At 63.1% G+C, this 26,970-nt stretch carries 22 protein-coding genes; 13 read left to right on the forward strand and 9 right to left on the reverse strand.

What is annotated here, in order from left to right:
* Position 1 precedes the first annotated feature (1 nt).
* The 3 genes from QY049_RS11770 to QY049_RS11780 are packed head-to-tail and all read left to right on the forward strand — an operon-like array spanning position 2 to position 2,716.
* Complete coding sequence (locus QY049_RS11770; protein WP_258766058.1) at positions 2–685, forward strand: cysteine hydrolase family protein; 684 nt, start codon at positions 2–4, stop codon at positions 683–685.
* On the forward strand, positions 682–2,214 hold the full coding sequence (locus tag QY049_RS11775; protein WP_258766057.1) for an ABC transporter ATP-binding protein: 1,533 nt from the start codon (positions 682–684) through the stop codon (positions 2,212–2,214). Before QY049_RS11770 ends, QY049_RS11775 begins: the two co-directional genes overlap by 4 nt.
* Before the next feature lie 16 nt (positions 2,215–2,230).
* Complete coding sequence (locus QY049_RS11780; protein WP_301269370.1) at positions 2,231–2,716, forward strand: nucleoside deaminase; 486 nt, start codon at positions 2,231–2,233, stop codon at positions 2,714–2,716.
* 19 nt (positions 2,717–2,735) lie between these two features.
* Here QY049_RS11780 and QY049_RS11785 read toward each other — a convergent pair whose 3' ends face one another.
* Together QY049_RS11785 and QY049_RS11790 are read right to left on the reverse strand one after the other, a co-directional pair.
* A complete protein-coding gene (locus tag QY049_RS11785) occupies positions 2,736–5,096 on the reverse strand; it encodes a protoglobin domain-containing protein (protein WP_367401183.1) in 2,361 nt (786 codons plus the stop codon).
* A 35-nt stretch (positions 5,097–5,131) separates the two neighbouring features.
* Positions 5,132–6,238, reverse strand: a complete 1,107-nt coding sequence (locus QY049_RS11790; RefSeq protein ID WP_258766055.1) for a hypothetical protein — start codon at positions 6,236–6,238, stop codon at positions 5,132–5,134.
* Between the two features lie 571 nt (positions 6,239–6,809).
* Here QY049_RS11790 and QY049_RS11795 point away from each other — a divergent pair.
* From QY049_RS11795 to QY049_RS11810, 4 genes are all read left to right on the forward strand, one after another.
* Positions 6,810–8,381, forward strand: a complete 1,572-nt coding sequence (locus QY049_RS11795; RefSeq protein ID WP_258766054.1) for an ABC transporter ATP-binding protein — start codon at positions 6,810–6,812, stop codon at positions 8,379–8,381.
* On the forward strand, positions 8,365–9,456 hold the full coding sequence (locus QY049_RS11800) for an ABC transporter permease (RefSeq protein ID WP_301269371.1): 1,092 nt from the start codon (positions 8,365–8,367) through the stop codon (positions 9,454–9,456). Before QY049_RS11795 ends, QY049_RS11800 begins: the two co-directional genes overlap by 17 nt.
* On the forward strand, positions 9,443–10,360 hold the full coding sequence (locus QY049_RS11805; protein WP_301269372.1) for an ABC transporter permease: 918 nt from the start codon (positions 9,443–9,445) through the stop codon (positions 10,358–10,360). Before QY049_RS11800 ends, QY049_RS11805 begins: the two co-directional genes overlap by 14 nt.
* Positions 10,361–10,439: 79 nt before the next feature.
* A complete protein-coding gene (locus QY049_RS11810; protein ID WP_258766051.1) occupies positions 10,440–11,516 on the forward strand; it encodes a BMP family ABC transporter substrate-binding protein in 1,077 nt (358 codons plus the stop codon).
* Positions 11,517–11,611: 95 nt separating this feature from the next.
* On the opposite strand, the gene QY049_RS11815 is transcribed toward QY049_RS11810, so the two are convergent.
* Positions 11,612–12,973: an 8-oxoguanine deaminase gene (locus QY049_RS11815; protein WP_258766050.1), complete on the reverse strand. Its 1,362-nt coding sequence runs from the start codon at positions 12,971–12,973 to the stop codon at positions 11,612–11,614.
* Positions 12,974–13,125: 152 nt separating this feature from the next.
* On the opposite strand from QY049_RS11815, the gene QY049_RS11820 reads away from it, so the two are divergent.
* Together QY049_RS11820 and QY049_RS11825 are read left to right on the forward strand one after the other, a co-directional pair.
* Positions 13,126–13,953, forward strand: coding sequence for an FAD binding domain-containing protein (locus QY049_RS11820; RefSeq protein ID WP_258766049.1), 828 nt, complete (start codon positions 13,126–13,128; stop codon positions 13,951–13,953).
* Positions 13,950–16,676 carry a molybdopterin cofactor-binding domain-containing protein gene (locus tag QY049_RS11825; RefSeq protein WP_258766048.1) on the forward strand — a complete coding sequence of 909 codons (2,727 nt, stop codon included), beginning with the start codon at positions 13,950–13,952 and terminating at the stop codon, positions 16,674–16,676. The genes QY049_RS11820 and QY049_RS11825 overlap by 4 nt, the downstream gene beginning before the upstream one ends.
* Here the strand turns inward: QY049_RS11825 and uraD are convergent.
* The 4 genes from uraD to QY049_RS11845 form a co-directional block, all read right to left on the reverse strand.
* Entirely contained in the window at positions 16,673–17,560 is an 888-nt protein-coding gene (gene uraD / locus QY049_RS11830) for a 2-oxo-4-hydroxy-4-carboxy-5-ureidoimidazoline decarboxylase (protein ID WP_258766047.1), read from the reverse strand. The genes QY049_RS11825 and uraD overlap by 4 nt on opposite strands.
* Before the next feature lie 7 nt (positions 17,561–17,567).
* On the reverse strand, positions 17,568–18,503 hold the full coding sequence (gene puuE / locus QY049_RS11835; protein ID WP_258766046.1) for an allantoinase PuuE: 936 nt from the start codon (positions 18,501–18,503) through the stop codon (positions 17,568–17,570).
* Positions 18,504–18,917 carry a DUF3830 family protein gene (locus QY049_RS11840; RefSeq protein WP_258766045.1) on the reverse strand — a complete coding sequence of 138 codons (414 nt, stop codon included), beginning with the start codon at positions 18,915–18,917 and terminating at the stop codon, positions 18,504–18,506.
* A 115-nt stretch (positions 18,918–19,032) separates the two neighbouring features.
* Positions 19,033–19,311, reverse strand: coding sequence for a hypothetical protein (locus tag QY049_RS11845; protein ID WP_194481332.1), 279 nt, complete (start codon positions 19,309–19,311; stop codon positions 19,033–19,035).
* Between the two features lie 786 nt (positions 19,312–20,097).
* On the opposite strand from QY049_RS11845, the gene QY049_RS11850 reads away from it, so the two are divergent.
* On the forward strand, positions 20,098–21,477 hold the full coding sequence (locus tag QY049_RS11850; RefSeq protein WP_258766044.1) for a site-specific integrase: 1,380 nt from the start codon (positions 20,098–20,100) through the stop codon (positions 21,475–21,477).
* A gap of 480 nt (positions 21,478–21,957) precedes the next feature.
* Positions 21,958–22,131, forward strand: a complete 174-nt coding sequence (locus QY049_RS11855) for a hypothetical protein (protein WP_194481330.1) — start codon at positions 21,958–21,960, stop codon at positions 22,129–22,131.
* 1,207 nt (positions 22,132–23,338) lie between these two features.
* On the opposite strand, the gene QY049_RS11860 is transcribed toward QY049_RS11855, so the two are convergent.
* The gene (locus QY049_RS11860; RefSeq protein ID WP_194481328.1) at positions 23,339–23,548 is read right to left on the reverse strand and encodes a hypothetical protein; all 210 of its coding nucleotides are present in this window, start codon (positions 23,546–23,548) and stop codon (positions 23,339–23,341) included.
* A 399-nt stretch (positions 23,549–23,947) separates the two neighbouring features.
* On the opposite strand from QY049_RS11860, the gene QY049_RS11865 reads away from it, so the two are divergent.
* Positions 23,948–24,388 (forward strand): hypothetical protein, encoded by a 441-nt coding sequence (locus QY049_RS11865; protein WP_194481326.1) that lies wholly within the window; start codon positions 23,948–23,950, stop codon positions 24,386–24,388.
* 91 nt (positions 24,389–24,479) lie between these two features.
* Here QY049_RS11865 and QY049_RS11870 read toward each other — a convergent pair whose 3' ends face one another.
* Positions 24,480–25,433 carry an ABC transporter substrate-binding protein gene (locus tag QY049_RS11870; RefSeq protein WP_258766043.1) on the reverse strand — a complete coding sequence of 318 codons (954 nt, stop codon included), beginning with the start codon at positions 25,431–25,433 and terminating at the stop codon, positions 24,480–24,482.
* A 792-nt stretch (positions 25,434–26,225) separates the two neighbouring features.
* Here QY049_RS11870 and QY049_RS11875 point away from each other — a divergent pair.
* On the forward strand, positions 26,226–26,435 hold the full coding sequence (locus tag QY049_RS11875) for a hypothetical protein (RefSeq protein ID WP_258766042.1): 210 nt from the start codon (positions 26,226–26,228) through the stop codon (positions 26,433–26,435).
* The last annotated feature ends 535 nt before the right edge of the window (positions 26,436–26,970 follow it).

Raw genomic sequence — 26,970 nt, forward strand, 5'->3', positions numbered from 1 at the left:
CATGCCCGAGCGCTACATCAAGTCCGAGCCCTACGCCTGGCCCTACAACGGCGATCTGCGCACACAAAACACCGCGCTCATCATCATCGACATGCAGACTGATTTCTGCGGCGTCGGCGGCTATGTCGACAAGATGGGCTATGACCTGTCGCTGACGCGGGCGCCGATCGAGCCGATCAAGAGGCTGCTCGCGGCGATGCGCAAGCAGGGTTTCCACATTATCCATACCCGCGAAGGCCACCGCCCCGATCTCTCCGACCTGCCCGCCAACAAGCGCTGGCGTTCGCGGCAGATCGGCGCCGGCATCGGCGACCCCGGCCCCTGCGGCCGAATCCTGGTGCGCGGCGAGCCCGGTTGGGACATCATCGAGGAACTCGCGCCGCTGCCGGGCGAGCCGATCATCGACAAACCAGGCAAGGGCTCGTTCTGCGCCACCGATCTGGAATTGATCCTGCGCGTGCGCGGCATCGAGAACATCGTTCTGACCGGCATCACCACCGATGTCTGCGTCCACACCACCATGCGCGAGGCCAACGATCGCGGCTTCGAATGCGTGCTGCTGCACGATTGCTGCGGCGCGACCGACAAGAGCAACCATGACCACGCGCTGAAGATGATCAAGATGCAGGGCGGCGTGTTCGGGGCTGTCTCGACCTCGGACGCCTTCATCGGAGCGATTTCGTGATCATCGGCGAACCGCCTCCGCTTGTCGGCGCCTTCGGCGTCGACGCCATCGCCATGACCATGCGCTTCGGCGACTTCCTTGCGCTTGACAATGTCGAGCTCAAGGTGCGGCCGGGTTCGTTCCATGCACTGCTCGGCGAGAACGGCGCCGGCAAGTCGACACTCGTCAAATGCATCATGGGCTACTACCACGCGACCGAAGGCGACATCCTCGTCGGCGGCCGCCAGCAGGCGATCGCAAACCCGAAGGACGCTCACGCGCTCGGCCTCGGCATGGTCTACCAGCATTTTACGCTGGTGCCGGCCATGACGGTCGCTGAAAACCTTGTCCTCGCACGCGACGACGTGCCGGCCGTGGTGAACTGGCCGGAGGAGATGAAGGAGCTCGAGGCCTTCCTGGCGCGGATGCCCTTCAAGGTGCCGCTTTCCGCAAGGGTGTCCGACATCTCCGCCGGTGAGCGGCAGAAATGCGAGATCCTCAAGCAGCTTTATCTGAAGCGCCGCTTCCTGATCCTGGATGAGCCTACCTCGGTGCTGACGCCGGCCGAAGCGGACGAAGTGCTCGGCATGCTCCGCGACATGGTCGTCAAGGGCGAGCTGACCATTTTGATGATCACGCACAAGTTCCGCGAAGTCATGGCCTTCGCCGATGAGGTCACGATCCTGCGCCGCGGCAAGCTTGCCGGCGCCGGCAAGGTCGCAGAGCTGACGCCGGATGCGATGGCCCGCACGATGATCGGCGCCGAGGAGCTGACCGTGCAGCCGCCGCGCACCGGCCAGGCCGGCAATGCGCGGCTGGAGCTGGAAAAGCTCCGCGCGCTCGACGATGCCGGCGCCATCGCCGTGCATGACGTCTCCCTCACCGTGCGCGCCGGCGAGATCGTCGGCATCGCCGGCGTCTCCGGCAATGGTCAGCGCCAGCTCGTCGAAGTCCTGGCCGGCCAACGCGAGGCCGAGGGCGGCGACATCCGCGTCGCCGGCGATCCCTATCACGCCCGCCGCGAGGAGATGCGGCGTCACAAGATGTCGCTCCTGCCGGAGGAGCCCCTAAAGAACGCCTGTGTCGGGGGGATGAGCGTCGCCGACAACATCGCCTTCCGCGAGTTCGACCGTGCACCCTTCGCCAGCGGCGGCTGGTGGCTCAACCGTGGCGCCTTCCGCGACGACGCCCGGAAGAAGATCGCCCGGTACAAGATCAAGACTCGCACCCCGGAGACGCCGATCTCGGCGCTGTCAGGCGGCAATGTCCAGCGGGCCGTGCTCGCCCGCGAGCTTGCGGGCGATGTGGAGGTACTGATCGCGGCCAATCCCTGCTTCGGTCTCGACTTCGCGGCCGTGGCGCAGATCCATGCCGAGATCATGGCTGCGCGCAACCGCGGCGCCGCCGTGCTGCTGGTCAGCGAGGACCTCGACGAACTGCTTGAACTCTCCGACCGGCTGGTGGTGATGTTCCATGGCGAATTCGTGTATGAAGCACGGACCAGCCAGGCCGATCTCACCGAAGTCGGCCGGCACATGGCGGGGCACTGATCGGGGAGTTGCGATGATGAGCAGCGCGATGGAGCGCGACGAGCACTTCCTCCGCTTGTCCTTCGCGGTCGCCCGCCGCTCCCTCACCCATGGCAACCATCCCTTCGGCTGCATCGTCGTCGAAGCCAACGGCCGCGTGCTGATCGAGACCGAGAACGGCTACATGCCCGACCATGACGGCACCGCGCATGCCGAGCGCCTCGCTGCCATGGAAGCCTGCCGCACGCTCAGTCGCGAGGTGCTCGCGACAGCGACGCTCTATTCCTCCGCCGAACCATGCGCGATGTGTTCAGGCGCGATCTACTGGGCCGGTATCGGCCGCGTCGTCTATGGCCTCAGCGAGCACCGCCTGCGCGGCATCACCGGTAATCACGCGGAGAACCCGACGCTCGATCTACCCTGCCGCGTGGTCTTTGCCGGCGGTCAGCGACCAACAACAGTGGTCGGGCCCATGCTGGAGGATGAGGCCGCAGCACTGCACGACGGCGTGTGGACGAAATAGTCGGGACAGCCGGGGCCCGTCAGGCCTTGAAAGCCAGACGCAGTCCGCCCCAGTGCCTGCCATTGACACGAAGGGGCGCGTCAACCTCCTTGAGCGTGACAATCGCACCGCCGCCCATGTCGCGATCGTAGGTCTGCAAGAGAAATTCGCGCGTGGTACGTGCCGCGCGTAACCCGGCGCTGTCCTTGAAGAAACGTCTATTCCTCGAATTGGCGGCATTCCAAGCCGGATCGTTCGGCCGCTGAGGCTGAGAGAACTTGCGATTGTGGGTAGGAAGATAAGCGTTGGTATCGACGGCAGCGCAAAATGCAACCCGTGGATCGAGGCCTAATATGCCCTCCTGAATGTCGGGGAGAATGCGATCGCACATCGTCAAGAAGGGCGCCTCGAATTGCTGTGGACTGGAACCCGCGATTGGCCGATATTCGAAATTGAATAGATCGGCCTCCGAAATATCTCCCTTCGCAAGCGCCGCTTCAAATGCGGCGCTGATCCGCCCGGCTGCCTGGCGTGCGGCAGCAACGAATTTTTCATCCGTCGAATCGACATTCCGGAGATATGTCGCGACCGCATCCTTGCGATCGTTCGAGAGCGCGTCGAACTGGACGTGAACATTGGGCTGCCCGATCGCAATGATCTTGCCTCTGACTTCGCCGAGCTCGCTGGTCCGAACAACAATCGAGCTCCCTTCGCGCAACTCGTTCCGGCCATCTTTCGCGCGAAAACGCAGGCCGCCTTCGGACAGGTCAAGCACTGTGCCATCGATCCGCGCCCCGTCCGATTGTGCCACGGCAGCCAACGATACCGGACGCCGGTTTTCCTGTGAGCGGCGGTCGCCCGCATAGGAGGAGCGAAGCGAAACGACCAGATTGGCACGGAGCTCCGATACGCGACCATGTGTGCCGTTCACGAGTCCCGACAGTGTGTTCGACTGCGTCTCGATTTCAGTGGATCGGCCGGAGATCCGGGCAACGTTGTGTGAGACCGCAGCCACGCCCTGGGACGCTTCCGTCAAGCTGCGCGCAACGTCCTGCAGCGTCGCTTCCTGCTCCTCGGCAGCCGCAGCGACGGCGCCGGTCACCTCCTTGATATCGGAGACCGCGGTCCCGACCCTGGCAATCACCTCGATGCTCTGCTGCGAGGCATGGCAAATGTCCTGGATCCGTTGAGCGATATCCTCGGCTGCCTCGCTGGTCTTCCGGGATAGCGCCTTCACCTCGTGAGCCACGACGGCGAAACCCTTGCCGGCTTCACCTGCGCGGGCCGCCTCGATCGTGGCGTTGAGAGCCAAAAGATTGGTTTGGGCAGCAACCTCGGAGATCAGCTTGGTGACGGCCTGAATACGGTTCGCTGCGTCGTTGAGCGCAGCAACTGTCGACCCGGCCCGCTCGATCTCGTCGGCTGCGCGCGTGGCCAACTGCGCGGTCTGCACCGCGCGCTCCGCGATCTCGCGGCCTGCAGCCGAGAGCTGCTCTGTCGCGGCTGAGACCGAGGACACATTGCCCGTGGCCTGTTCGGACGATGCGGCGACCGTGAAAGCCTCCGCGGCAATCGCCTTGGCATCCTGGGCCGCGCTCTCGCTGCGTTCAGCGGCCTCATTGCTGATGGTCAGAACCTCGGAGACCGCACTATCGAGATCAGCCTCGAGAATCTCACACATGTCGCGAAGGGCCGTTCGGCTCTGATCGTCCATCGACCGTGAGATGTAGACGCTGAGAGCGAGATCCATGTCGAGGAGTGCCGCACGTGTCAGGGCATCCTGAAGGGCCCGCCGCTTACTGCGCCGGCGCCAACCCGACAATCTGTCCTCGACCTCGCTCTGCAGGGCGTTCAAGAGCTTGGCGTAGGCCGCGATGTAGTCGCGTGGCTCAAGTCCGATTCTGTGATGCGCCTGGCCGATCCTCACGGCCGACGCCATGTAGGCGTCATCGAACTCGCCGTCCAGGATCATCAACCAGTGCTTGAGCTGAGCTGTCTTCGCGCGATGGATGTGCGCATCGTCGCGGAACTGCCGCTGCAACCTCGGCACACTGAGTATGTCCTTGTAGAAGCGATCGAGAACGACCGGCAACGCCTGCCCTACGAGGCTCGCATGCTCGCAGAGCAAAGCGCGCTCGGCGGCGTTCAGGCCGATCAATTGCAATCTATCTTCGATTTGCGACATGAGGCCTCTTCCCGGCATGACTGCTTCTCGCCGCGCCGTATCCCGGGCGGCGCAGCGCAGCCATATTGAGTCGTTCGCACAGCCGCCCTGCCTTGCGATATGAGGTGGAAAAAACAAATGTTCCGCCAATTGGCCTATCGAAATTACGCAACCTGCGATTTTTTTAGGCGAACCAGCAGTATTTTGGCGAAGACAAAACGACAAATGGCGCCGCATTTCTGCGGCGCCATCGGCATTTCGTCAGAGGCAGATCAGAATTTCACAGTAACACCACCATAGACGGTGGACTCGGTGCAGCTGTGGGTGCTCTGGCCGGTCGCGGCGACCGTGCAGACGCCGGGCATGGCGTTGTGGTCGAGGCCGAACTTGTTCTGCCAGTAGCGATAGGCGACCCAGAGGTCGACGAAGTGCGAGTACTTGTCACCCCAGGCCGCCTTCGACGCGTCGAAGGTCAGGCGGATCGGTTCGCTGTTCAGTTCGGTCTTCGAAGCGGTCGACAACCGGCCAATGCCCGAGAGTGCGGGAAGACCGTTCGAGTCGCCCTTCGGGCCATACCAGCCGGCACGGCCGCTGATCGACCAGAACTGCATGTTCGGCGGCAGGAAGCCGAGATCCATGTAGTAGTTGATTTCGACGGCCCAGGTCGGGTTGTAGCTGACATTGCCGTCGGAGTTACAGGTCATGCCGGGCGTACCCGCGCCGAACAAGCCGCACTGCGTGAAGGCGTTGTGATTCGAGAACTCCCAGTACATCAACGGAGCGACGTCGATATAGCCCTTGTACGGAAGGTCGAAAGCGAACTGGAGACCGGCGACTACGTCGCGCTTGGCGGGCGCGAGGAAGGTGTTCTCGCTGTTGGCGTCCATACCGACTTCGAACGAAATGTTGTGCAGCGGACCCATGGTAAAGGTCTTGGTGTTGAACAATTCGTTCCAGCCCAAGGTCGAGCGGAACAGGCCGTAGATCTCGGTTGCGCCGGCGCAATCGCTGGCGGTGCCGTTGATGTTCACGCCCGGCGCCGTGCAGGGCGAAGCCGGGTCGTTATGGCCCGACTTGAACATCGAGATCGTGAAGAAATTGGTGCCGTAGGCCCAGAGGTCGAAGTGGGTGAAGGAGTAGACCTGCTTGGCGGTGGTGCCGTTGATGCTGCCATCCGGACTGACGCTCCACATGCCGGGGTCGGTGCCCTTCGGCATCCAGGAGAACGACACGCGGTTGTCGATCACCAGGAAGAACGGAAGGTCAGGCGCCTTTTTGGCCGCCTTGACCGGCAGATCCGCCGCCTGAGCCCAGCCGCCGATGGCCAGCGTAGCAAGTGACAGCGCCGTTGCTGCAATTGCCTTGAAACGAAACGACATCCTGAATACCCCCGAGTTTGGACACTTAAAAATGAACGCCCCTTGGGTGCGACACTTGCGCCGAACTCCCGGAGTGAGAAGCCTCAACTTTTCCCAAGGCATGCCGTATGTTTCGGCAGCAAGCGGCGATTCACCGCGGAAATCTCGGGGTTTCTGGATGTCAGCGTCGCGCAGAATCGGCACCGCAATGCCAGACATTCCCGGTTGATTCCGTTTGCGTTTTATCTCGAGCGCGCAACGCGGATGCCAATGCCGGCAATGGCTGCCGCGACGACCCCACATTGCATACGCACGCTGGCGCGATTTTGCTCAACCCCACGTCGGGCCTGCACAGCGGGTTCCGATTTGGTTTGAACCGTCACAAATTTGCAACAGGCGTCACCTTGAGGCCGCCAACGCAACGACTTCGGGACGCCCGATAGAGGCAATCATCGCTCGGGCAGGACTGCGACTCCCGACAGAGGCCCCCTGCCGAAGCGTTAAGCAAGGGATGACGCATTTTCACACCTTACGTGCCGCTTCAAACTAGCCCACTATTGAGCCACTTCATCTCATGCAAGCGCATCGGCGAATGTTAGATCCACCGCCTAACGGCCCGCATTCCGGCGAGTCTCCGCTGCTCCAGACGCTCGGGCTCACCAAGCGCTACGGGGATTTTCTCGCCAACGATTCGATCGACATCGACGTCTGGCCGAAGGAGATCCATGCGCTGCTCGGCGAGAACGGCGCCGGCAAGTCGACGCTGGTGAAGGCGATTTATGGGCTGATCCAGCCGAGCGCCGGCGAGATCCGCTGGCAGGGCGCGCCGATCGTACTGTCCGGCCCGTCGCAAGCGCGCAGCCTTGGCATCGGCATGGTGTTCCAGCATTTCTCGCTGTTCGACAATCTCACCGTCGCCGAGAACGTCGCGCTTGGCCTCGACGGCAGGGAATCCTTCAGGGACATGTCGGCGCGGCTGGAGCAGGTGTCGAAGACCTATGGACTGCCGCTCGATCCCAAGCGGGAGGTCTGGCAACTGTCGGTCGGCGAGCGCCAGCGCATCGAGATCGTCCGGGCGCTGATGCAGGACCCGAAATTCCTGATCCTCGACGAGCCGACCGCCGTGTTGACGCCGCAGGAAGCCGACCAGCTCTTCGTCGTGCTGGAGCGGCTCAAGGCGGAAGGCCGCGCCATCCTCTACATCAGCCACAAACTCGAGGAGGTGAAGCGGCTCTGCGATACCGCGACGATCCTGCGCGGCGGCAAAAAGATTCAGACCTGCAATCCCCGGCTCGAAACCGCAGCCTCCCTCGCACGCATGATGGTCGGCGGCGAGATTAGGGAGGTGAAGGCTGCCGCCAGCCGGAAGACGACGATACCGCGACTGGTCGTCAACGATCTCTCGCTCGCGCCAGCCGAGGCACATGGTATGCGGCTCGAGCACATCTCGTTCGAGCTGAAGGGCGGCGAGATCCTCGGCATCGCCGGCGTCGCTGGCAATGGCCAGGACGAACTGTTCGCGGCGCTGTCCGGCGAACGGTTGTCGAAGGATCCCGGAACTGTGGTGATCGAAGGCATTGCCGCCGGTCACCTCTCGATCACCAAGCGGCGCAGGCTCGGCGCCGCCTTTGTGCCCGAAGAGCGGCTCGGCCACGGCACCGCCCCGCGCATGAAGCTGTCGGAGAACGCACTGCTCACCGGACACGCCGCCAGCGGCATGGTCAATCACGGCTTCATCGACACCGCGGCCACGTTGAAGACCGTGGACAAGGCCACGGAGACATTCGACGTACGCAAGGCCAAGCGGGATCCGGAAGCCGCGTCCCTCTCGGGCGGCAACCTGCAAAAGTTCATCGTCGGCCGCGAGATCCTGCGCAACCCTGCGGTGCTGGTGGTGAGCCAGCCGACCTGGGGCGTCGACGCCGGTGCCGCGTCCGTCATCCGCCAGGCCCTGCTTGACCTTGCAACTTCTGGCGCCGCCGTGCTCGTGACCAGCCAGGATCTTGACGAACTCGCCGAGATCGCCGACCGCATCGCCGTGATGTTCCATGGCCGGCTGTCGGAGCCGCTCGCAACGCGCGACGCGACGCGCGAAAAACTCGGCCTGCTCATGGGCGGCAGCAGCCTGGAGCCGAAGGAGGCTGCGCATGCAGTTGGTGCTTGAGAGGCGCACCGAGCGCTCCAACACGATCGCGCTGGTCTCGCCGCTGATCGCGATCGGCTTGACCATCGTGACCATGACCATCCTGTTCGCAATCCTGGGCAAGAATCCGCTGCTCGCCCTGCAGGCCTATTTCATCGCGCCCCTGACCGACAGTTATTCGCTCCAGGAGATCGCCGTGAAGGCGACACCATTAGTGATGATCGCGATCGGGCTGTCGCTCTGCTATCTCGCCAACGCCTGGAACATCGGTGCCGAGGGTCAGTTCCTGATCGGCGCCGTCGCCGGAAGCTGGATCGCGGTGAAGACGCAAGGTACCGACGCCGGCGCCTGGGTGCTGCCGGCGATGTTCGTGCTCGCTGCCGCCGCGGGTGCGCTTTATGCGTTGATCCCGGCGATCTGCAAGGTGAGGTTCGGGGCCAGCGAGATCCTGACCAGCCTGATGCTGGTCTATGTCGCCGACCTCCTGCTGGACTATCTCATCCGCGGTCCCTGGCGCGACCCGAACGGCTTCAACTTCCCGACCACGGCTGAGTTCGATCCGGTGGCGACGGTGCCGCTGCTGATCGAAGGCGGCCGGCTGCATCTCGGCTCGATCATTGCACTGGTGGTCGTCGCGGCCGCCGCGATCCTGCTCGGGCGGACCATCAAGGGGTTCGAAATCCGCGTGGTGGGCGCTGCACCGCGCGCTGCGCGGTTCGGCGGCTTCAACGCCAACCAGCTGATCATCCTGACCTTCGCGGTATCGGGCGCACTTGCCGGTCTTGCCGGCATCATCGAGGTCGCCGGACCCGTCGGGCACCTCCAGCCCGGCATCTCGCCCGGCTACGGTTTCACCGCGATCATCGTCGCGTTCCTCGGCCGGTTGAACCCGATTGGAATATTAATTGCAGGCCTCTTTCTCGCATTGACCTTTATCGGTGGTGAGCAGGCGCAGATCGCGATGAAGATCCCGTTGGACGTCACCAAGGTCTTCCAGGGCATCCTGCTGTTCTACGTGCTCGCATGCGATTCCCTCATCCTCTATCGCTTCAAGCTGGTCTTCGCGAACCGACAGGTGACCCGTGGAGCTGGTTGAAGCCATCATCCTGTCGGTGCTCGCCGCCTCGACGCCGCTCCTGATCGCGGCGACCGGCGAACTCGTGACCGAGCGCTCGGGCGTGCTCAATCTCGGCGTCGAGGGCATGATGATCGTCGGCGCCGCCTGCGGCTTTGGCGGCGCGTGGCTCACCGGATCAATCTTCGTCGGCGCGCTGTTCGGCATCATCGCGGGAATGCTGATGTCGCTGATCTTCGCGCTCATGGCGCTCGGGCTCGCCGTCAATCAGGTCGCAACAGGACTCGCGCTGACCATACTCGGCGTCGGCCTGTCCGGCCTGATCGGTGCCGGCTTCGTCGGCGAGCGGCTTACGCCGGCCGCACATTTGTACATTCCTGGCCTCACCGACGTTCCTCTGATCGGCCGCGTGCTGTTCGGTGAAGACGCCTTCGTCTATTTCTCCATCGCACTCATCATCGGCGTGTGGTGGTTCCTGTACCGCACGCGCGCGGGATTGATCCTGCGCGCCTGCGGCGACAATCACGTTTCCGCACATGCGCTCGGCTATCCCGTGCTGCGCATTCGCACCTTTGCCGTGATGTTCGGCGGCGCCTGCGCCGGACTTGCGGGGGCTTATCTGCCGCTCGCCTACACGCCGTTCTTCATTCCCGGCATGACCGCGGGTCGCGGCTGGATCGCGCTGGCGCTGGTCGTGTTCGCATCCTGGCGGCCCGGCCGGCTCGTGGTCGGCGCTTACCTGTTCAGCGCGGTGACGATCCTGCAGCTGCATGCGCAAGGCTGGGGCGTCGGCATTCCCTCGCAATTCATGTCGGCGCTGCCCTATCTTGCAACCGTCATCGTGCTGGTGCTGCTCTCCCGCGCCCGCACCGGCGGCTCGACCGCGCCGGCCGCGCTCGGCACCGTGTTCGTGCCTGACCGCTAGCCTTTTCATTTTCGCGACGTGCGCGATGGGGCGCGCACGTCGCGGATCTTGGCTTTCCCCTGATGTTTGGAGATTGATGATGAGGAAATCACTTCTTGCGCTGGCCGCCGGCCTTCTGCTTGCCGGAAGCGTCAGCGCAGCCTCCGCTGCCGACAAGCTGAAAGTCGGCTTCATTTACCTCGGCCCGATCGGCGACCTCGGCTGGACCTACCAGCACGAGCTTGCCCGCCAGGCGCTGGTGAAGGAGTTCGGCGACAAGATCGAGACCACCTATCTCGAGAACGTCCCCGAAGGCCCCGACGCCGAGCGCGCCATCGAGCAGCTCGTCCGCGCCGGCAACAAGCTGATCTTCACGACGTCGTTCGGCTACATGGACCCGACCCTGAAGGTCGCCAAGAAATATCCGAACGTGCATTTCGAGCACGCCACCGGCTACAAGCGCGACAAGAACATGTCGACCTATTCGTCGAAATGGTACCAGGGCCGCTACATTCAAGGCCTGATTGCGGCCAAGATGTCGAAATCGGGCGTGCTCGGCTACATCGGCTCGTTCCCGATTCCAGAGGTGGTCTCCGGCATCAACGCGACCATGATCGCGGCGCAGAGCATCAACCCGAACATCAAGGTCAAGATCATCTGGGCCAACACCTGGTTCGACCCGGGCAAGGAGGCCGACGCCGCCAAGGCGCTGATCGACCAGGGCGCCGACGTGATCATGCAGCACACCGATTCGCCCGCCGCGATGCAGATCGCCAGCGAGCGCGGCAAGCTCGCATTCGGCCAGGACTCCGAGATGATCAAGTTCGGGCCCAAGACCCAGCTGACCTCGATCCTCGACACCTGGGGCCCCTACTACATCGCCCGCGTCAAGGCCGAGCTCGACGGCACCTGGAAGTCGGAAGACACCTGGGGCGGTCTCGACAGCCACATGTTCGCGATGGCGCCCTATACCAACATGCCTGATGACGTGAAAAAGATCGCCGAGGATGCCCAGTCGGCAATCACCGCCGGCAAGCTGCACCCGTTCAAATGCCCGGTCATTGGGCAGGACGGCAAGGAGATCGAGTGCAAGGGCGGCGCCAATCTCGCCGACGGCCAGATCCTCGGCATGAATTTCTACGTCAAGGGCATCGACGACAAGCTGCCGGGCAAGTAGCACGCTTCTTGCATTACCTTAATCACCTGCTCCTCCCGGAGGAGGTTCGGAGGGGGTGGCCAGAAGCACCCGGCACTTGTGGTCGCCCCCTCCTTCTATTTTCCAAGCCCACCCGTCTGCATCGCCCGCGCCGCGGCGCTGTGCCGGCGGACGAGGTCCGGAAGGTCCAGTCCCGGGATCGCACCGTCGACCACGGCCCAGTTCCCAGCCACCATCACCCTGTCGGCCCGATGCGCCCCGCAAAGCACCAGGGCAGCCAGGGGGTCGCCATGGCCGGAGAAGCGCAGCTCGTCCAGCTTGAACAGCGCGAGGTCGGCCGCCTTGCCGACCGCGATCTCGCCGAGTTCCGGACGGCCGACGCAGGCCGCCGAGCCTTGGGTGGCCCAGCGCAGCGCATCCTTGTGGCTGACCCTGCTCACGCCGTAGCGCGCCCGCTGCAGCAGGAACGCCGCGCGTACCTCCTGCATCAGGTTCGATCCGTCGTTCGAAGCTGAACCATCGACACCGATCCCGATACCGACACCGGCCTCCTCCATCTCGCACACCGGGCAGCAGCCCGAGGCCAGCAGCTGGTTGCTACAGGCACAGTGGCTGATGGTGGTTCTTGCCTTGCCGAGCCGCTTCATCTCGTCGGCGTTGAAAAAGATGCCGTGGGCGAGCCATGTCCGCGCACTGAGCCAGTCGCATTGCTCGAGATAGTCGAGTGGACGGCAGCCATACATCTGCTCGCAGAATTTGTTCTCGTCCTCGGTCTCGGCGAGATGGGTGTGCAGGCGCACGTCGAGCTTGTCGGCGAGATCGGCGGTGGCGCGCATCAGCGACGTCGTCACCGAGAACGGCGAGCAGGGCGCGAGCGCAATCTGCACCATTGCATCTGCGCCACGCTGGTGATGCTTTGCCACCACCCGCGCGCTGTCGGCCAGGATCGTGTCCTCGTCCTGCACGACGCTGTCAGGCGGCAGACCGCCGTCACGCTGCGACAGGTTCATCGAACCACGCGTCAGCAGCACGCGCATCCCGAGCCGCTTTGCGACGCCGACCTCGATATCGACGGACTCTTCGAGCCCGGCCGGAAAAACGTAGTGATGATCCGTCGTCGTCGTGCAACCCGAGAGGAGCAACTCAGACATAGCCACGGTGACGCCGAGCTCGAGCGACTCAGGGGTCATCCTCGCCCAGACTGGATAAAGCGCCTGCAGCCAGGGAAACAGCTCGCGGTCCATCGCGGCCGGCAACGCTCGTGTCAGCGTCTGATAAAAGTGATGATGCGTGTTGATGAGGCCTGGCAGCACGACATGCTCGCTCGCATCGAACACCGTGACGTCTGCGGCCGCCGGCGTTCCGCCGGCCGGCACAAGCTCGATGATCCGGCCATTCCTCACCACGATCCCGCGCTCCGCGCCATCGGCGAGGATGGCCAGAGGATCCCTGATCCAGATCGGCTTTGCGGCGCTCATGATCCTGTTTCTCCTCGCCCGCGTTGAAGACTGGCCTGCAAAGCAGAGGCCATCCCTTCGATATCGTTGCTGCGACTTGTTGTTGCTACTTGGCGCTGGTCTTGCAAGACTTTCCCTCGAGACAAATCACCCGGCCCAAGCATTTTCGCAGCATGGACTTGAATACCATCACAGCGGTCGCTCATCCGCAAACGCGCTCCGACCTGCCCGTTTGGACGCCAGGTGATGCTTGGCTCGCGGGCGGCACGTGGCTGTTCTCGGAGCCGCAGGTTCACCTCACGCGGCTGATCGATCTCACCGATCTGAAATGGCCGGCGCTGACGGTCACGCCTGATCGCCTCGGCATCGCCGCCACCTGCACCATCTCGCAACTCGATGCACTCACCTGCCCGACCGACTGGCTTGCAGCACCACTCATCAGCCAATGCTGCCGTGCGTTCCTCGCCTCCTTCAAGATCTGGAAGACGGCGACGGTCGGCGGCAATCTCTGCATGTCGCTGCCGGCGGGTCCGATGATCTCGCTCACCGCTGCGCTCGACGGCGTCTGCACCATCTGGAAGGCCGGCGGCGGCGAGCAAAAGATTCCCGTCGCCGAATTCGTCACGGGTAATCAGCGCAACCGCCTGTCACCGGGCGACCTGCTGCGGCAGATCGACATTCCGATCGCCGCATTGAAGCGTCGAACCGCGTTCCGCCAGATCTCGCTTGCAGCCGTCGGACGCTCCGCAGCCCTTCTGATCGGGAGCCTCGATGGCGCTGGCGCGCTGAAGCTGACCGTGACCGCATCGACCGTGCACCCGATTCAGCTGTCGTTTCCCAAGCCGCCTGACGCGAGCGCGCTTCGCGCCGCTATCTCCGAGGAGATCTCCGACGATCTCTATCACGCCGACATTCATGGCAAGCCTTTCTGGCGCAAGCACATGACGCTGCGGCTCGCCGAGGAGATCCGCATCGAGCTCCTGGGTGCGACGCCGCCATGAGCTTCGAGGTCAATGGCACCAGCTTCCCGCAAGCGCCGCGCGCCGGCCAATGCCTGCGCACTTTCCTGCGGGAGCTCGGCCAGTTCGGAGTGAAAAAGGGTTGCGACGCCGGCGATTGCGGCGCCTGCACCGTGCTGCTCGACGGCGAGCCCGTGCATAGTTGCCTGATCCCCGCGTTTCGTGCGGAGGGACGCGCCATCACGACGATCGAAGGTCTCGGCGGCAGCGATGGCGCGCATCCGATGCAGCAGGCCTTTCTCGACGCGCAGGGATTTCAATGCGGTTTCTGCACCGCCGGCATGATCCTGACCTGCGCCTCGCTGAACCAGGCCCAGCGCACCGATCTCGGTGCCGCGCTGAAGGGCAACATCTGCCGCTGCACCGGTTACCGATCGATCGAGGATGCGATCAACGGCAAGACCAATGTCGAGGACAGCGTCGAGGCCGGAGGCGCTTTCGGCCGCAGCCTGCCGGCGCCGGCGGGCCCCGAAATCGTCCGCGGCAAGGCGCGCTACACCTTCGACACGGAGATCGACAATCTTCTGCTTATCAAGCTGCTGCGCTCCCCGCATGCGCATGCACGGATCGTCGCGATCGACAAATCGGCGGCGATGGCCGTAGCAGGCGTGCGCGCGATCCTGACGCATGAGGACGCGCCATCGGTGCTGATCTCGACGGCGCGGCACGAAAAGGACTGGATGGACCCCGAGGATACCCGCATCCTCGACGAAATCGTCCGTTTCATCGGCCAGAAGGTCGCCGCCGTCGTCGCCGAGAGTGAGGCTGCTGCCGAGGAGGCCTGCCGCCGGCTGAAGGTCGAATACGAGGTCTTGCCTGCGTTGATCGACCCCGAACAGGCGATGATGCCTGGCGCGCCGCTCGTTCATCCCGATCGAACCGGTGCGAACCGCGTTGCCGACGCACAGCGCAATCTCGTCTCGGAGATTCATGGCGAGTTCGGCGATGTCGCCTCCGCGCTCGCCGCATCCGCCGTCACTTACGAGGCCACCTTCCACAGTCACCGCGTGCAGCACGCCGCGCTGGAGACCCATGGCGGCCTTGCCTGGCTTGATGAAGCTGGCGTGCTCAACGTCCGCACCTCCACGCAGGTCCCATTCCTCACCCGGCGCGCGCTCTCGGACATCTTCCAGCTGCCGATGGACAAGGTCCGTGTGTTCTGCGAGCGCGTCGGCGGCGGTTTTGGCGGCAAGCAGGAGATGTTCGTCGAGGATATTCTGGCACTGGCCGCGCTGAAGACGGGGCGTCCGGTCAAGCTCGAGCTCACCCGCGAGGAACAGTTCATCGCGACTTCGACGCGGCATCCGATGCGGGTCCATATCAAGGCCGGCGCCGACGCCGACGGCAAGCTCACCGCGCTCCAGCTCGATTTGCTTTCCAACACCGGCGCTTACGGCAATCACGGCCCATCCGTGATGTTCCACGCGGTGTCGGAGTCCATCGCCGTCTACAATTGTCCGAACAAGCGGGTCGACGGCTTCGTGGTGTATACCAATACGGTGCCCGCAGGCGCGTTTCGCGGCTACGGCCTGCCGCAGGCCCTGATCGCGGTGGAAGCCGCGATCGACGAGCTGGCCACGCAGCTCGGCATCAGCCCGTACGACATGCGCCGCCGCAACATCGTCAGGCCCGGCGATCCCATGCTGTCGCCGCCTGAGTCCGAATATCACGACGTGCTCTACGGCTCCTACGGGCTCGACCAGTGCATCGATCTCGTCGAGCGCGCCATGCAGGTCGATCAGCCTCAGCCCGAGCTGTCGCCGGATTGGCTGACCGGCGACGGCATCGCGCTGACCATGATCGACACGGTGCCGCCCGCCGGCCACATCGCGGACGCCATGATCGCGCTCAACGACGACGGCAGCTTCGATCTCACGGTCGGCACCGCCGAGTTCGGCAACGGCACCAGCACCGTGCACCGGCAGATCGCCGCGACGGTGCTGGCGACCACGGTCGACAGGATCCGCCTGCGCCAGTCCGACACCGCCCTTGGCGGCCACGACACCGGCGCCTATGGCAGCACCGGCACGTTCGTGGCCGGCAAGGCCACGCAGGCAGCGGCGTTGCAGCTTGCGGCGGCGTTGAAGGCGGCGGCCGCCGGCGCCTGGCTTTGCGATGTCGCGACTTGCACGCTCGACGGCGAATTCGTCGTCAGCGGCGTGCGGCGCATGTCCTTTGTCGACGTCGCGAAGCTCGCGCGCGAGGCGGGGCGTCCGCTCGCGGCGCACGGCAATTCCGTGGGCACGCCGCGGTCGGTCGGCTTCAATGTGCAGGGCTTCCGCGTCGCCGTGAACAAGGGCACCGGCGAGGTCAGGATTCTCAGGAGCGTGCAGGCGGCCGATGCCGGAATCGTCGCCAATCCCATGCAGTGCCGCGGCCAGGTCGAGGGCGGCGTTGCGCAGGCCATTGGCGCGACGCTCTACGAGGAGATGGTGATCGACGCCGAGGGCCGCGTCACCAATCCCAAATTCCGTGATTACCATCTGCCGTCCTTCGCGGACGTGCCGCGCACGGAGGTGTTTTTTGCCGAGACGTCCGACACGATCGGGCCGTTGGGGGCGAAGTCGATGAGCGAGAGCCCGTACAATCCGGTCGCCGCCGCGCTTGGCAACGCGATCGCGGATGCCACCGGCATCCGCTTCAACGCGCCGCCGTTCAAGCCGGACCGACTGTTTCCGGCCCTGCACGACAGGTTCGGCGACTAGCTGCCGCGATAGGTCGAATAGCTCCAGGGCGTGACCAGCAGCGGCACGTGGTAGTGGCTCTCCGGCTCGCTGATCGCAAAGCGCACGGGAATCTCGTCAAGGAAGGGCGGATCGGAGAGCTGTACGTTACGCTCGGCGTAATATTTGGCGACGCTGAAGCGGAGTTCGTAGCGGCCGGTCGGCAGCGGTCGGCCGCCGATCAGCGGCTGGTCGGTGCGGCCGTCGGCATTGGTGACATTACGTGCGATCACGCGGCTCTCACCGAGCGCGGCGAGCTCGATCAGTTCCACCGCGATTCCTGCCGCGGGCTTGCCGGCATGATTGTCCAGCACATGGGTCGAGAGCCGGCCGTGCACTTTCAGCTTGTCGTCGGCGACGACGAGTTGATCGAGCCGCAACGCCGAGATGCGGCCGATCTCCTCGATCGCACGGCGGGTCTCGGTTTTCGCGATATTGCGCAGTCGCGTCTCGAAGTCGCGCAGCACTGAATCCCTGGTGTGACGCCGCACGCAAACGATATAGGGGAAGCCGAATTTTTCGCGATAGGCGTTGTTGACACGCTCGAAGGCGGCATACTCGGCCTCCGACAGCCGGTCGAGACCGGCGCTGTTCTGCTCCTCGGCCGATTCCGCGGTCAGGCCCGCCGCGCGCTGGGTCTTGTTGGCGAGATCGGGATGCGCGCGGATCAGCGCGAGCTGCGCATCGGGTTCGGCCGCCTGGATCGCCGCCACCAGCGCGGCATGCAGCTGATTGATGCCGGCGAACGGCCGCTGTGCTGCGATCTGCTCGGCGATCCACGGCGAATATTCGACGACATTGGCGAGCGCGGCGACGAAGTCGGCCTTGCTGGCGGCGTTGAGATCAGCGAGCGGGATTTGCACCATCACATCTTTACCTGATCTCGAACGCGTCAGCGGCGAGATGCGCGTGCTTGTCGTGCCAATGCTGCGCAATCTGGAGGCGTGTCGGCACCCAGACGCGCTCGTGCTCGCCGATATAATCGAGGAAACGGATCAGGCCCGCGGCGCGGCCGGGTCGACCGGCGAGGCGACAGTGCAGCCCCACCGACATCATCTTCGGCGCGGTCTCGCCTTCGGCATAGAGCACGTCGAAGGCGTCTTTCAGATAGGTGTAGAACTGCTCGCCCTCGGCAAAGCCCTGCGGATTGATGAACCGCATATCGTTGGCGTCTAACGTATAGGGAATGACGAGCTGCTTGCCGTTCGCGCCCTTGACCCAATAAGGCAGATCGTCGGCGTAGGAATCGCAGAGATAGAGGAAGCCGCCCTCCTCCATCAGCAGCCTGATGGTGTTGATCGAGGAGCGCCCGGTGTACCAGCCGAGCGGCCGCGCGCCGGTCGCCTCGGTGTGGACGCGGATCGACTCGGCAATCTCGCCGCGCTCCTGCGCCTCGGTCATGTCCTTGTGCTCGATCCATTTCAGGCTGTGGCTCGCGATGTCCCAGCCCGACTCCTTCATCGCAGCCACGATTTCCGGATTGCGCTTCAGCGCGGTGGCGACACCGAACACGGTGGTCGGCCACTTCCGCTCGTTGAACATCCGCCACAGCCGCCAGAAGCCGGCGCGCGAGCCATATTCGAACATGGATTCGATATTGGCGTGGCGCTGGCCCGGCCAGGGCTGCGCACCCAGCACGTCGGACAGAAAGGCTTCCGACGCACGATCACCGTGCAAAATGTTGTTCTCGCCGCCTTCCTCGAAATTGACGACGAACTGCACCGCGACCCGCGCATTGCCGGGCCACTCCGGATGCGGCGGGTTGCGGCCGTAACCGCGGAGATCGCGCGGGTAGCTGCTATCAGTCACTCAGACTTCCTCGAAGCGGATCGGCAACGCGCCTTTCCACAGCACGCTCTTGCCCAGCGTTGCCAAATTCTCCAGGCCCGACGTCACGGTGATGAAGTGATTGCCGGCGAGTTGGCCCATCTTGCTGGCGAAGTGCACGCCGCCATAGGCGAGCAGAATCTCGGTCTCGCTGATGCCGCCGGGATAGAGGATGATCTGGCCCGGTGCGGGATAGCTGGTGTGGTTCTCGTAGTCGACGCCGAAGTCGAGATCGCCGAGCGGCATCCAGACGCCTTCGCCGCTCCAGCGCACATGGATGATGTGGCTCTCGAACGGCAGCGCCTTGCGGAACGCCGCAACGGTCTTGGGCGCCGCCTGCTCCTCGAAGCGGGCATCGAAGGTGAAATCGCCTGCGCGGATAACGAGTTTGCTCATCTCATCTCTCTGGATCGGGGGCCAAGCAATCGCAAGTCATGCGATCGGAGGCCCCACGGGGAATTTGCAAGCAAAGAGCATTCCAGCGGGCTTCGCGCAAGTGGCGGCAAGCCCCTCACCTGCGGTCGTAGGACCAGCCGAACAGGCCGCTCCGCCGCACCTCCGGCTCGGGCTCCGCGGCGGGCGCGGGAGCCTCCTTCAGTTCCGCCTGCGGCGGGGGCGGAGGCGACGCCGGCAGGTTCTCGCATTTCATGGAATAGACCAGCTTGCCGTCCGCAGTGTGCCCGATCGGAGCGCAGGGATCGGGATGCGCCGCCGAGGTTTTGGGAGCAGGTTTCACCTGAGCCACCGCAGGCGAGGCGATCAAAAGCAGGACCAGCAGATATCTCGACATCGTTGTCGCGCCTGAAACTCTGATGGCCCCATTCAACCGGATTACGACGATCAAGTCCATCAGGCCCGGCTGGGCGTGACTGCCGAATATTTAACCGGCGATGGCGCGCGGTCCACTTCTCGTGTCCCGGACACGCGCGAGAGCAGAGTTGGACGCAAGCTCTATCCACATCATTACGCAATGGCGGCGTTTGAGGTAGCGGCACCTCTCTTCCAACTTGTATTTTGTATTGCAGACACACCATTGCAGCCTCGCGGCTTATCTCGCCCGAGCTCTGCTTAAACTCTCCGCCCTCTGAAATCAGGAGGGCGCAGGGAAGGCCGGGTGCCGGCTGGCACCCACGGTCCGCTGCGCGAACGTGTAGCGCAAGAAGACCGCACAGCGGCATACAGGTGAAGCCCAACACACGGCCTTCCCTGCGCGATGGGTTGACGGCTTATGCCGAGCTCTCCCGGGAGCCGAATTCCTTCTGGCCTCCCTCGCGCCGCGGATTGGCGATGCGGTTCACCCGGTTGGGCTCCCCGCACCTCCGCGACAGGCTTGACCGTAGCGACGACGGCCAGGACCACACGTCTATATTTTGGCATTCGGTCAAACACGCCGAAACTAAGAAAACCCTTTAAAACGAGCTCTTTTTGACTAGCCTGATGCGGGCTGTTTCAGCGGGCTTCACAAAATAAGGGCCCGGCCCTAAGCCTTTCAGCGTCCGCACGACAAACTAAAAGCCTTAAAAGCCGAGCCCTTTGGTCCCAAGCCTTAGGAGCCGAAACCACAATGGATACTACCATGACCACCGAACCTGCTGGCAAGCGCGCCCGCAATGGCAGCATCATCCTGACCGACCGCCTGTGCGAGAAGCGGGTCGTAAAACGGACCAAACTGTACGACCGCAAATGCTCTGGCCTCTACGTCAGCATCACAACGGCGGGCGTGGCCACCTTCTCATTCAAGTTCACTGACCGGGAGACCGGCAAGCAGCGGACCGGCTGGCTCGGCGTCTACAATCCGGAGACCTTCACGGTCGAGGACGCCCGCAGCAAGGTCTACGGCCTCAAGGCCATGGGCGGCGACGCCCTCGCCGAGACCTTCCGCGACCAGCAGGCCACGAAAGCTAAGCGGGGCAAGACCGTCGCCGAGATCATCGACGAGCGGATCAAATGGATGAAGACGCTGGTCAAGAAACCGGACGGCGAAATGCGGCCCCGGTTGGAGAGCTGGGAGAACACCGCGAGCCATCTCGACCGGTTCATCCGCCCCCGCCTCGGCAAGAAGCTGGCCATGGAAGTCACTAAACACGACATCGCCACGCTCTCGAACGACATTGTCGCGGGCAAGTTCGGCAAGCCGTCGGTCAGCAACGCCCGCCACATGCGCAAGGCGGCCTCGGGCCTGTTCAACTGGGCGGCGGAAGCCGGCCGCGACTACGTCACGGCCAGCCCCTGCGTCAACCTGCCGAAGCTCGATCCGGAGCATCCCCGCACCCGCGTCCTCTCCGAGGACGAGATCAAGATCTTCTGGCATGGGCTGGACCGCGACGACCTCCCCTATGACCGTCGGACGCGGCTGGCGCTCAAGTTCGAGCTCGTCACCATGCTGCGGTCGCGTGAACTGCTCGGTGCCCGGCGGGATGAGCTGTTCGACCTCGATGGGGAGCATCCCCGCTTCGACGTCCCCCTCAAGCGGGTCAAGAAGCGGCGGGTGATTCAGCAGCCGTTGTCTGAGTTGGCTGTTGAGATCATTAAAGAGGCGCTGACCTCGGATAATCAACAGTTCGTATTCGAGAGCCCTATGTACAGGGGCCAGCCGATCCACCGCAAAGCGATGGCGAACGCGCTGCGCGGCACCAAGCACGAGAAGAACAAGGATAAGGCTAAAACTGCGGGCCTCTGCGAGCTCTTGGGCCTGAAGCCCTTTACGCCGCACGATCTCCGCCGCACGGCGGCGACCTTGGCGGGGGACCTTGGTTTCGACGATGCATTGATCGCGAAGTGCCTCGATCACTCCCCCAGCAAGAAGTCCGAGATTGTCGTGCCGACCGTGACCGGAAAGGTCTATAACCACTCAAAACGCATGAAGGAAAAGCGCGCGGTGCTGGACGGTATCGCGGCCGAGCTGCGGCGGGTCGTCGGGACTGGGGTGGACGCGGCGCGGCGGGAGGCGGCGTGATGCCAGCCGCCCCCTCTGCGGGTCTCCTGGCATGACGCATTGAACCTTGGCACGGCGCGTGCAGACACATCACTATCGGGATTTTACAATCTCCCTCCCGGGGCTGGAGACCGCCGTCCGCGCTGAATTTCGAGCGGACGGCGTTTTTGCCTCTACTACCCCGTAAATTTCCCGGTGTCCCAGTTCGAGTTGTCGGTGTCCTAATTTCGGACCGCCCCGCCGCGCGGGATTATTCCGCCTAACCCCGGCGCCTGCCGGCGTTGATCGCCCGCCATCCCGATCTCGGCGAGCATCACCGGCCCACCGCGCTCGACCACCAGCAGCAGCGCCTGCAGCGCTGCCTGACGCTCAGAGTGCGGCGATGTGCTAAATTTTCCCGACGCACAGGAACGAATGTGCACTTTTGTACTTAGAGCTCCTAGCTTCCACTAGAGGAGGTGGAACTATGGGGGAAATGCGGTGCCAACTGCGGAATACTATTTGAAGCAAGCTGAGATCGCCGCACGGATGGCTCTAACAGAACCGGACCCAGAGAAGGCTCGGGCGATGCACATCATGGCGCTGGACTTCTTCGACAAGGCACACCGGGCCAGCATCAAGAACATTGAATCGACTGCGCAGGCGCCGATGCCTCCTGTCATCGGACGCCAATGATCCAAGACCCACGAATCGAGGCCTACTCATTTCGCGCGCGCGTCAGCCTTGGCGTTGCTGCGGTGGGCCTCGTGATCTTCGTGGCCGGTCTGCTCATGAGCGTCTTTGTACAGTAAAGGCCGCTCTTGTTGCCGGTGGGTCAGCACTGCGACCTTTCCCCAACTAAATAACTGCGCTGGAGATGCAACTGCTTTTCAGCAGGGAAACTCGATGAGAACGTCCGGATCGTTACGGCCCCCATCGTCGCAGTTGGCGCACTTAACGCGGTGCTCGCATCGATAGTAATTCTGTCTTTCTGAGCATCCGTAATTTTGCAATGAACGAGAGGCCGCCGCATTTGGTGGCCTCTTTCATTACGTTCGCCTCTGCGTGTGAAAACGAAATGGCTCCGAGCGCATCCGGGGCTGGCCGGGATCGATCCGCTGGATCCGCTTCGGCGCAGCCGAATCGAGGCGCGCGTTTGTCAGTATTGTCTGACCTGCAGATTGTGTGCATTAACATGTGATCAAAAAAGGCCCCAGTTCGCGAGCTTGGGGGCAAGGAGCTGGGGCTTAATCGGGGTCACCCTTGGGTAAGGGTATAGTGGAAAACGTGCCAGCTGCACGAACGTTCCTAACGATCCAGCTATCGCGCGGCGAGGCTCTGAGCACTTCGGTTTCGGTTAGGAATAGCTGATATCTGCTGAGCCGCAGCAGCGGCCGGCGGTGCCGGCATATGTAGCACGAGTACTCCATATAAAGTTGGCCGGTGACCAGCATTACGCCAGCCCAGAACAAACATTGCAAGTGCAAGCTGATAGGCATCATTCATCGGCGGGACCAACCTGTTCAAAACGTAACACTGACAGCCAACCGACGTTCCGTTGGGCAGTGATGGCTTGCGTGTGTATTCAACAACGGAACTCCGCAGTTCTCCGAAGCCGAACGACCCTCGAACAAAAAAGGGCCCTTCTTTCGGCGTTTGGGTGGCCCGGCCACGACGAGCGCATGCGAACCGGCCGGGTCCGGGTACGGGCCGTGATGCGCCTTCGGCAACCAAGGGCTGCTGCGAGCGCACACATTCCTGCGATTAGATCTCATCAAGCTTTCATGCTTTGAGCCCGACGCGGCAAAGCGAGTTCGGGAAGCAATGTCTCTGATTGAGCATGAGTGGAACGTGTCTCACGGCACCAATAAGCGCCACATCTTTTTGGAGATCAGTGCCACGGTCATTCGTTCGTTTCGCTGAAGACACTCGGAATTTCACGCCGCTCTCGGAAACGACGTCCCCAGTTCCGGACAACCTTGATCACTTCGCCGTCACGCCTCAACACGTCGCGCAGCCGCACGCTCGTCGCGCTCCACACCGTGAACGTGTCCGCCTCGATCAGCGGCATCGTGCCGCCGAACTCGACGCCGCGCGCGTGCAGCAAGGCCAAGGTAGGCGCCGATCGTGAGCGGCAAAAGCAAGTCATTGACTCGCTTTTCTCTTACCCAACTCACCATCGCGATGTCCCGCTCACCGGCTCGCTGCGCCGCTGCTCTCCGCTCCAGCTCGCGCTACAGCGCTTGTCCCTCGCGGTGCCACTCCACGCCGCCGTTCTCCGACGGATAGCTGCTCTCGCGGTCTTCGGGATCGATGACGGGTCATTGATACGAGGCAACGCACCTCGTGCAGCTCCTGTAGCTGATCGCAGGAACGGCGTCTGCAGCACGGCTTCAACAAAATTAGGTCGGGATTGCTGTCCCTGCCGTTCGTAGTCTTTAACCTACAAAACTTCGATAGAAACCAACGCCCATCCATCCCGTTGAAGCAGCATTCTTATGGAGGATGAACAATGCGCATTTCAGCTCTGGTCATGATCCTGCTGCTCTCGTCTGGCCTCGTTTCCACTGTCGCTGTCGCACAACAATCGGAAGACTCTCCCGACAACCAGCCCCAAACCGCTCCCGTCCAGCCAGAGCGCACGCCACAACAGTCAGACCACGCTCGCGAGCGCGACCGTCAGAGCGCTGAAGATACCCGCGTTAAACCGGACTGGACGACGCAACAGCGCGATCAGGATCGCATGGGCATGGACCGCATGCGCCAGCAACACATGGGACGCATGATGGAAGATATGGACCATCGCACCATGGGTCGAAATCAGCGGATGCAACGGGATGATGAAGATAGGGATCGCCACTCGCGCTACTACGATGACGATCGGCCCCATCGTCGCGTAAAGATCTGCTTCGAATATGATAACGGGGACGAGTTTTGCCGTTACCGCGACTAGGTCGCCTTACCTTCGAAGAGCAGACATTGACTCATATGGGCTTTGGTAGCAACGGGCCATGAGCTGACGCTGTACCACAACGGGCTCAGCCTTATTCGATCACCTTGTCGGCACGCGCAAGTAGCACCGGGGGTACGGCGAGGCCCAGTGCCTTGGCGGTCTTGAGATTGATTGCCAATTCGTACCTAGTCGGCTGCTGTACCGGAAGATCGCCTGGCTTAGTACCTTTGAGGATTCTGTCTACATACTGCGCGATCTCTTGGCCTCGCTCCGTCAGATCCGCGGTGTATGACATCAAGAGTCCCGCCTGCACTGCAGAATTTTGGGTCGAGAGAGATGGCATCCGGTATTTTAGTGCCAGATCGACTGCCAGTTTGTCCGAGAGGCTGCCCTGAATCATGACGGCGTCTGCTTGCGCGCGGGCGAGTGCTGCGAAGGCATCGTCCAACTCGCTGCCGCTGCGAACGATAATCTCATGGACTTCAAGGCGTACTTTGGGGGCGGCCTGCTCGATGTCCTCAAGAAAGGGCTTCATGAACGGATCATTTGCATTGCCCAGAACGCCCACGTAGCGCGCCGCTGGAATTATCTGGGGGATCAATTCGAGGCTCTTGGCCGCCAGCTCGGCGGCGGCCCCGGACAATCCGGTGAGATTGCCGCCCGGCCTCGCAAGGTTACTGATCAGCCCCGTCCCGATCGGGTCGCCTGCCATCATAACGATGGGAATGTCGCGCGTAGCGTTCTTGGCCGCATAGACGGCCGGGGTTTGTATTGCGACGATCACGTCGACTTGGCTGCGAACCAGTTGGGTTGCAAGTTCGGGGAGGCGAGCGAGTTGATTTTGCGCCGATCGGACCTCAATCTGGATATTCTTCCCTTCTGCATAACCAAGCTCGTGGAGCGACTCGCGAAATGGCCCCATGAGTTCTGGGCCACTGACGAGAAGCACGCCGATGCGCGCCATCCGTCTCGGCTGCTGCGCGCGCGTCGCAAGCGGCCATAAAGCCGTACCACTGACGAGACCGATGAACTCGCGCCGCCTCATCTTGCCTCCCGTACCAGCTTGAAGCTACCACAAAGATGCATCACGTGCGACACGATGTCTGAAATCGAGTCACAAGCCGCCCTCGACAGGCTGCTTCAGCTTGGTCGGCTCAGCTCCGGTGAGCAGACGTTGCGGCGGTTAGGGCGACGGTCAGCAACGGGCCATGAACTGACATCGCTACAGCTACGTTCGCGGCGTCGGCTGCGGTGCTGGCGGGGACTGAGATGGTGCGACAGGCTGCTGCGAAGACGTGGAGGCAGGCGGAGCGGTGACCGGCTGCTGATCGCCGCCACCCTGCGGACACTCGTCCCTACGTTGCTCAGCAGTCGCTTGGTCTCAACCTCGCGGGCTTTCTTGTAATCCCTGCGCCGGTCGATCCTTGACGCAGCGATGCGATTCCATGCCGTCGCATCTGTTTCTCAAGACTTGGAGGGTTGAACTAATTGCACTCCTCCTGCGCTTCGACCACCAAGCAGCAGCGCCTTCAGCGCACCCAGCCTGCCATTGCCGGCGATCTGCGGCTTGCAGTCATCATCCTGATCACTTGCAGAAAACAAAAAAGCCCCGGCTCATAGGCCGGGGCTTTCAGCATTACATCGACTAGCGACCGGGAGCGAAGTTCGAAGCTCCGTGCTTGTCGCCGCGGTCGTGAGGATTTTGAACCGCCGTTTGCATTGCGTGTCCCGGCGTCGTCGTGTGTCCCGGACTGAAGGATGATGCACCGTGATGTGCACCACGCTCATGCGGTGCCAAGGTCGTCTGCATAGTGTGACCCGGCGTGCCCGATACTCCGTGGCCGACACCCGCGGCGCCATGTCCTCCGGCACCGCCATGACCGCTTCCAACGCCACCTCCGAGACCGCCTCCGACGCCACCACCGACTCCGGCTCCAACGCCACCACCTGCTCCCGCGCCTGCTCCTCCACCGCCTCCACTGCCGCCACCACCGCCGCCACCGCCACCACCGCCACCACCACCGGCGAGCGACGGGTTAGCCCCTGACCAGCAGTGCTGGGATGGCGAGTAGTGCAACGAGCTTGGCTACTTTCGTCATGATCATCTCCTTTGTCCCCAACAAGTCTGCGCCCAAGCTCGCCCAACGCGTCGCCCCGACGATGGTTCTTTAGTTCAGTCCAATTCGGGCACTCGGAAGGCCGATATGCGGCCGGAGCTTGCTAATCCGGGCAGGCCACGCCTGCCTTGGTCGAGAAGCCGCGTCGAAGGTATTCAGTTACGTGGACACGACAGCGAACGCATCGGGGCGCATCGAGCCCCCTGCAGACAACCATGACGATCAGTTAGGACACTGCCATTACACCGCGAGTTGTCGGGTCACTAACACCCACCCGGCTTAGTAGTGCGTAGAGGAAAGATACGCGGCCTCATCCGACGGCAAATCGGATAGGCCGCTTTCTTATCGCAGACCCGATACAGCTTCGCCCGCTTCCGTTGCGGCCCCAGGGCCGCTCGCCACGCTCGGCCAGCAGCAACAGCGCCTCCCATTGTTCCTGTTGCCATAGGCCCGCGAGTCGGATTC

Source organism: Bradyrhizobium sp. WYCCWR 13022 (genome assembly GCF_030435535.1).
Classification (GTDB): domain Bacteria; phylum Pseudomonadota; class Alphaproteobacteria; order Rhizobiales; family Xanthobacteraceae; genus Bradyrhizobium.

Coding starts and splice junctions, on each gene's coding strand:
- QY049_RS11780 (WP_301269370.1), top strand. CDS start 2,231: ATGAGCAGCGCGATGGAGCGCGACGAGCACTTCCTCCGCTTGTCCTTC.
- QY049_RS11800 (WP_301269371.1), top strand. CDS start 8,365: ATGCAGTTGGTGCTTGAGAGGCGCACCGAGCGCTCCAACACGATCGCG.
- QY049_RS11810 (WP_258766051.1), top strand. CDS start 10,440: ATGAGGAAATCACTTCTTGCGCTGGCCGCCGGCCTTCTGCTTGCCGGA.
- QY049_RS11795 (WP_258766054.1), top strand. CDS start 6,810: ATGTTAGATCCACCGCCTAACGGCCCGCATTCCGGCGAGTCTCCGCTG.
- QY049_RS11785 (WP_367401183.1), bottom strand. CDS start 5,096: ATGCGGCGCCATTTGTCGTTTTGTCTTCGCCAAAATACTGCTGGTTCG.
- QY049_RS11770 (WP_258766058.1), top strand. CDS start 2: ATGCCCGAGCGCTACATCAAGTCCGAGCCCTACGCCTGGCCCTACAAC.
- QY049_RS11840 (WP_258766045.1), bottom strand. CDS start 18,917: ATGAGCAAACTCGTTATCCGCGCAGGCGATTTCACCTTCGATGCCCGC.
- QY049_RS11815 (WP_258766050.1), bottom strand. CDS start 12,973: ATGAGCGCCGCAAAGCCGATCTGGATCAGGGATCCTCTGGCCATCCTC.
- QY049_RS11865 (WP_194481326.1), top strand. CDS start 23,948: ATGCGCATTTCAGCTCTGGTCATGATCCTGCTGCTCTCGTCTGGCCTC.
- QY049_RS11790 (WP_258766055.1), bottom strand. CDS start 6,238: ATGTCGTTTCGTTTCAAGGCAATTGCAGCAACGGCGCTGTCACTTGCT.
- QY049_RS11825 (WP_258766048.1), top strand. CDS start 13,950: ATGAGCTTCGAGGTCAATGGCACCAGCTTCCCGCAAGCGCCGCGCGCC.
- uraD (WP_258766047.1), bottom strand. CDS start 17,560: ATGGTGCAAATCCCGCTCGCTGATCTCAACGCCGCCAGCAAGGCCGAC.
- QY049_RS11870 (WP_258766043.1), bottom strand. CDS start 25,433: ATGAGGCGGCGCGAGTTCATCGGTCTCGTCAGTGGTACGGCTTTATGG.
- QY049_RS11820 (WP_258766049.1), top strand. CDS start 13,126: ATGGACTTGAATACCATCACAGCGGTCGCTCATCCGCAAACGCGCTCC.
- QY049_RS11850 (WP_258766044.1), top strand. CDS start 20,098: ATGACCACCGAACCTGCTGGCAAGCGCGCCCGCAATGGCAGCATCATC.
- QY049_RS11845 (WP_194481332.1), bottom strand. CDS start 19,311: ATGTCGAGATATCTGCTGGTCCTGCTTTTGATCGCCTCGCCTGCGGTG.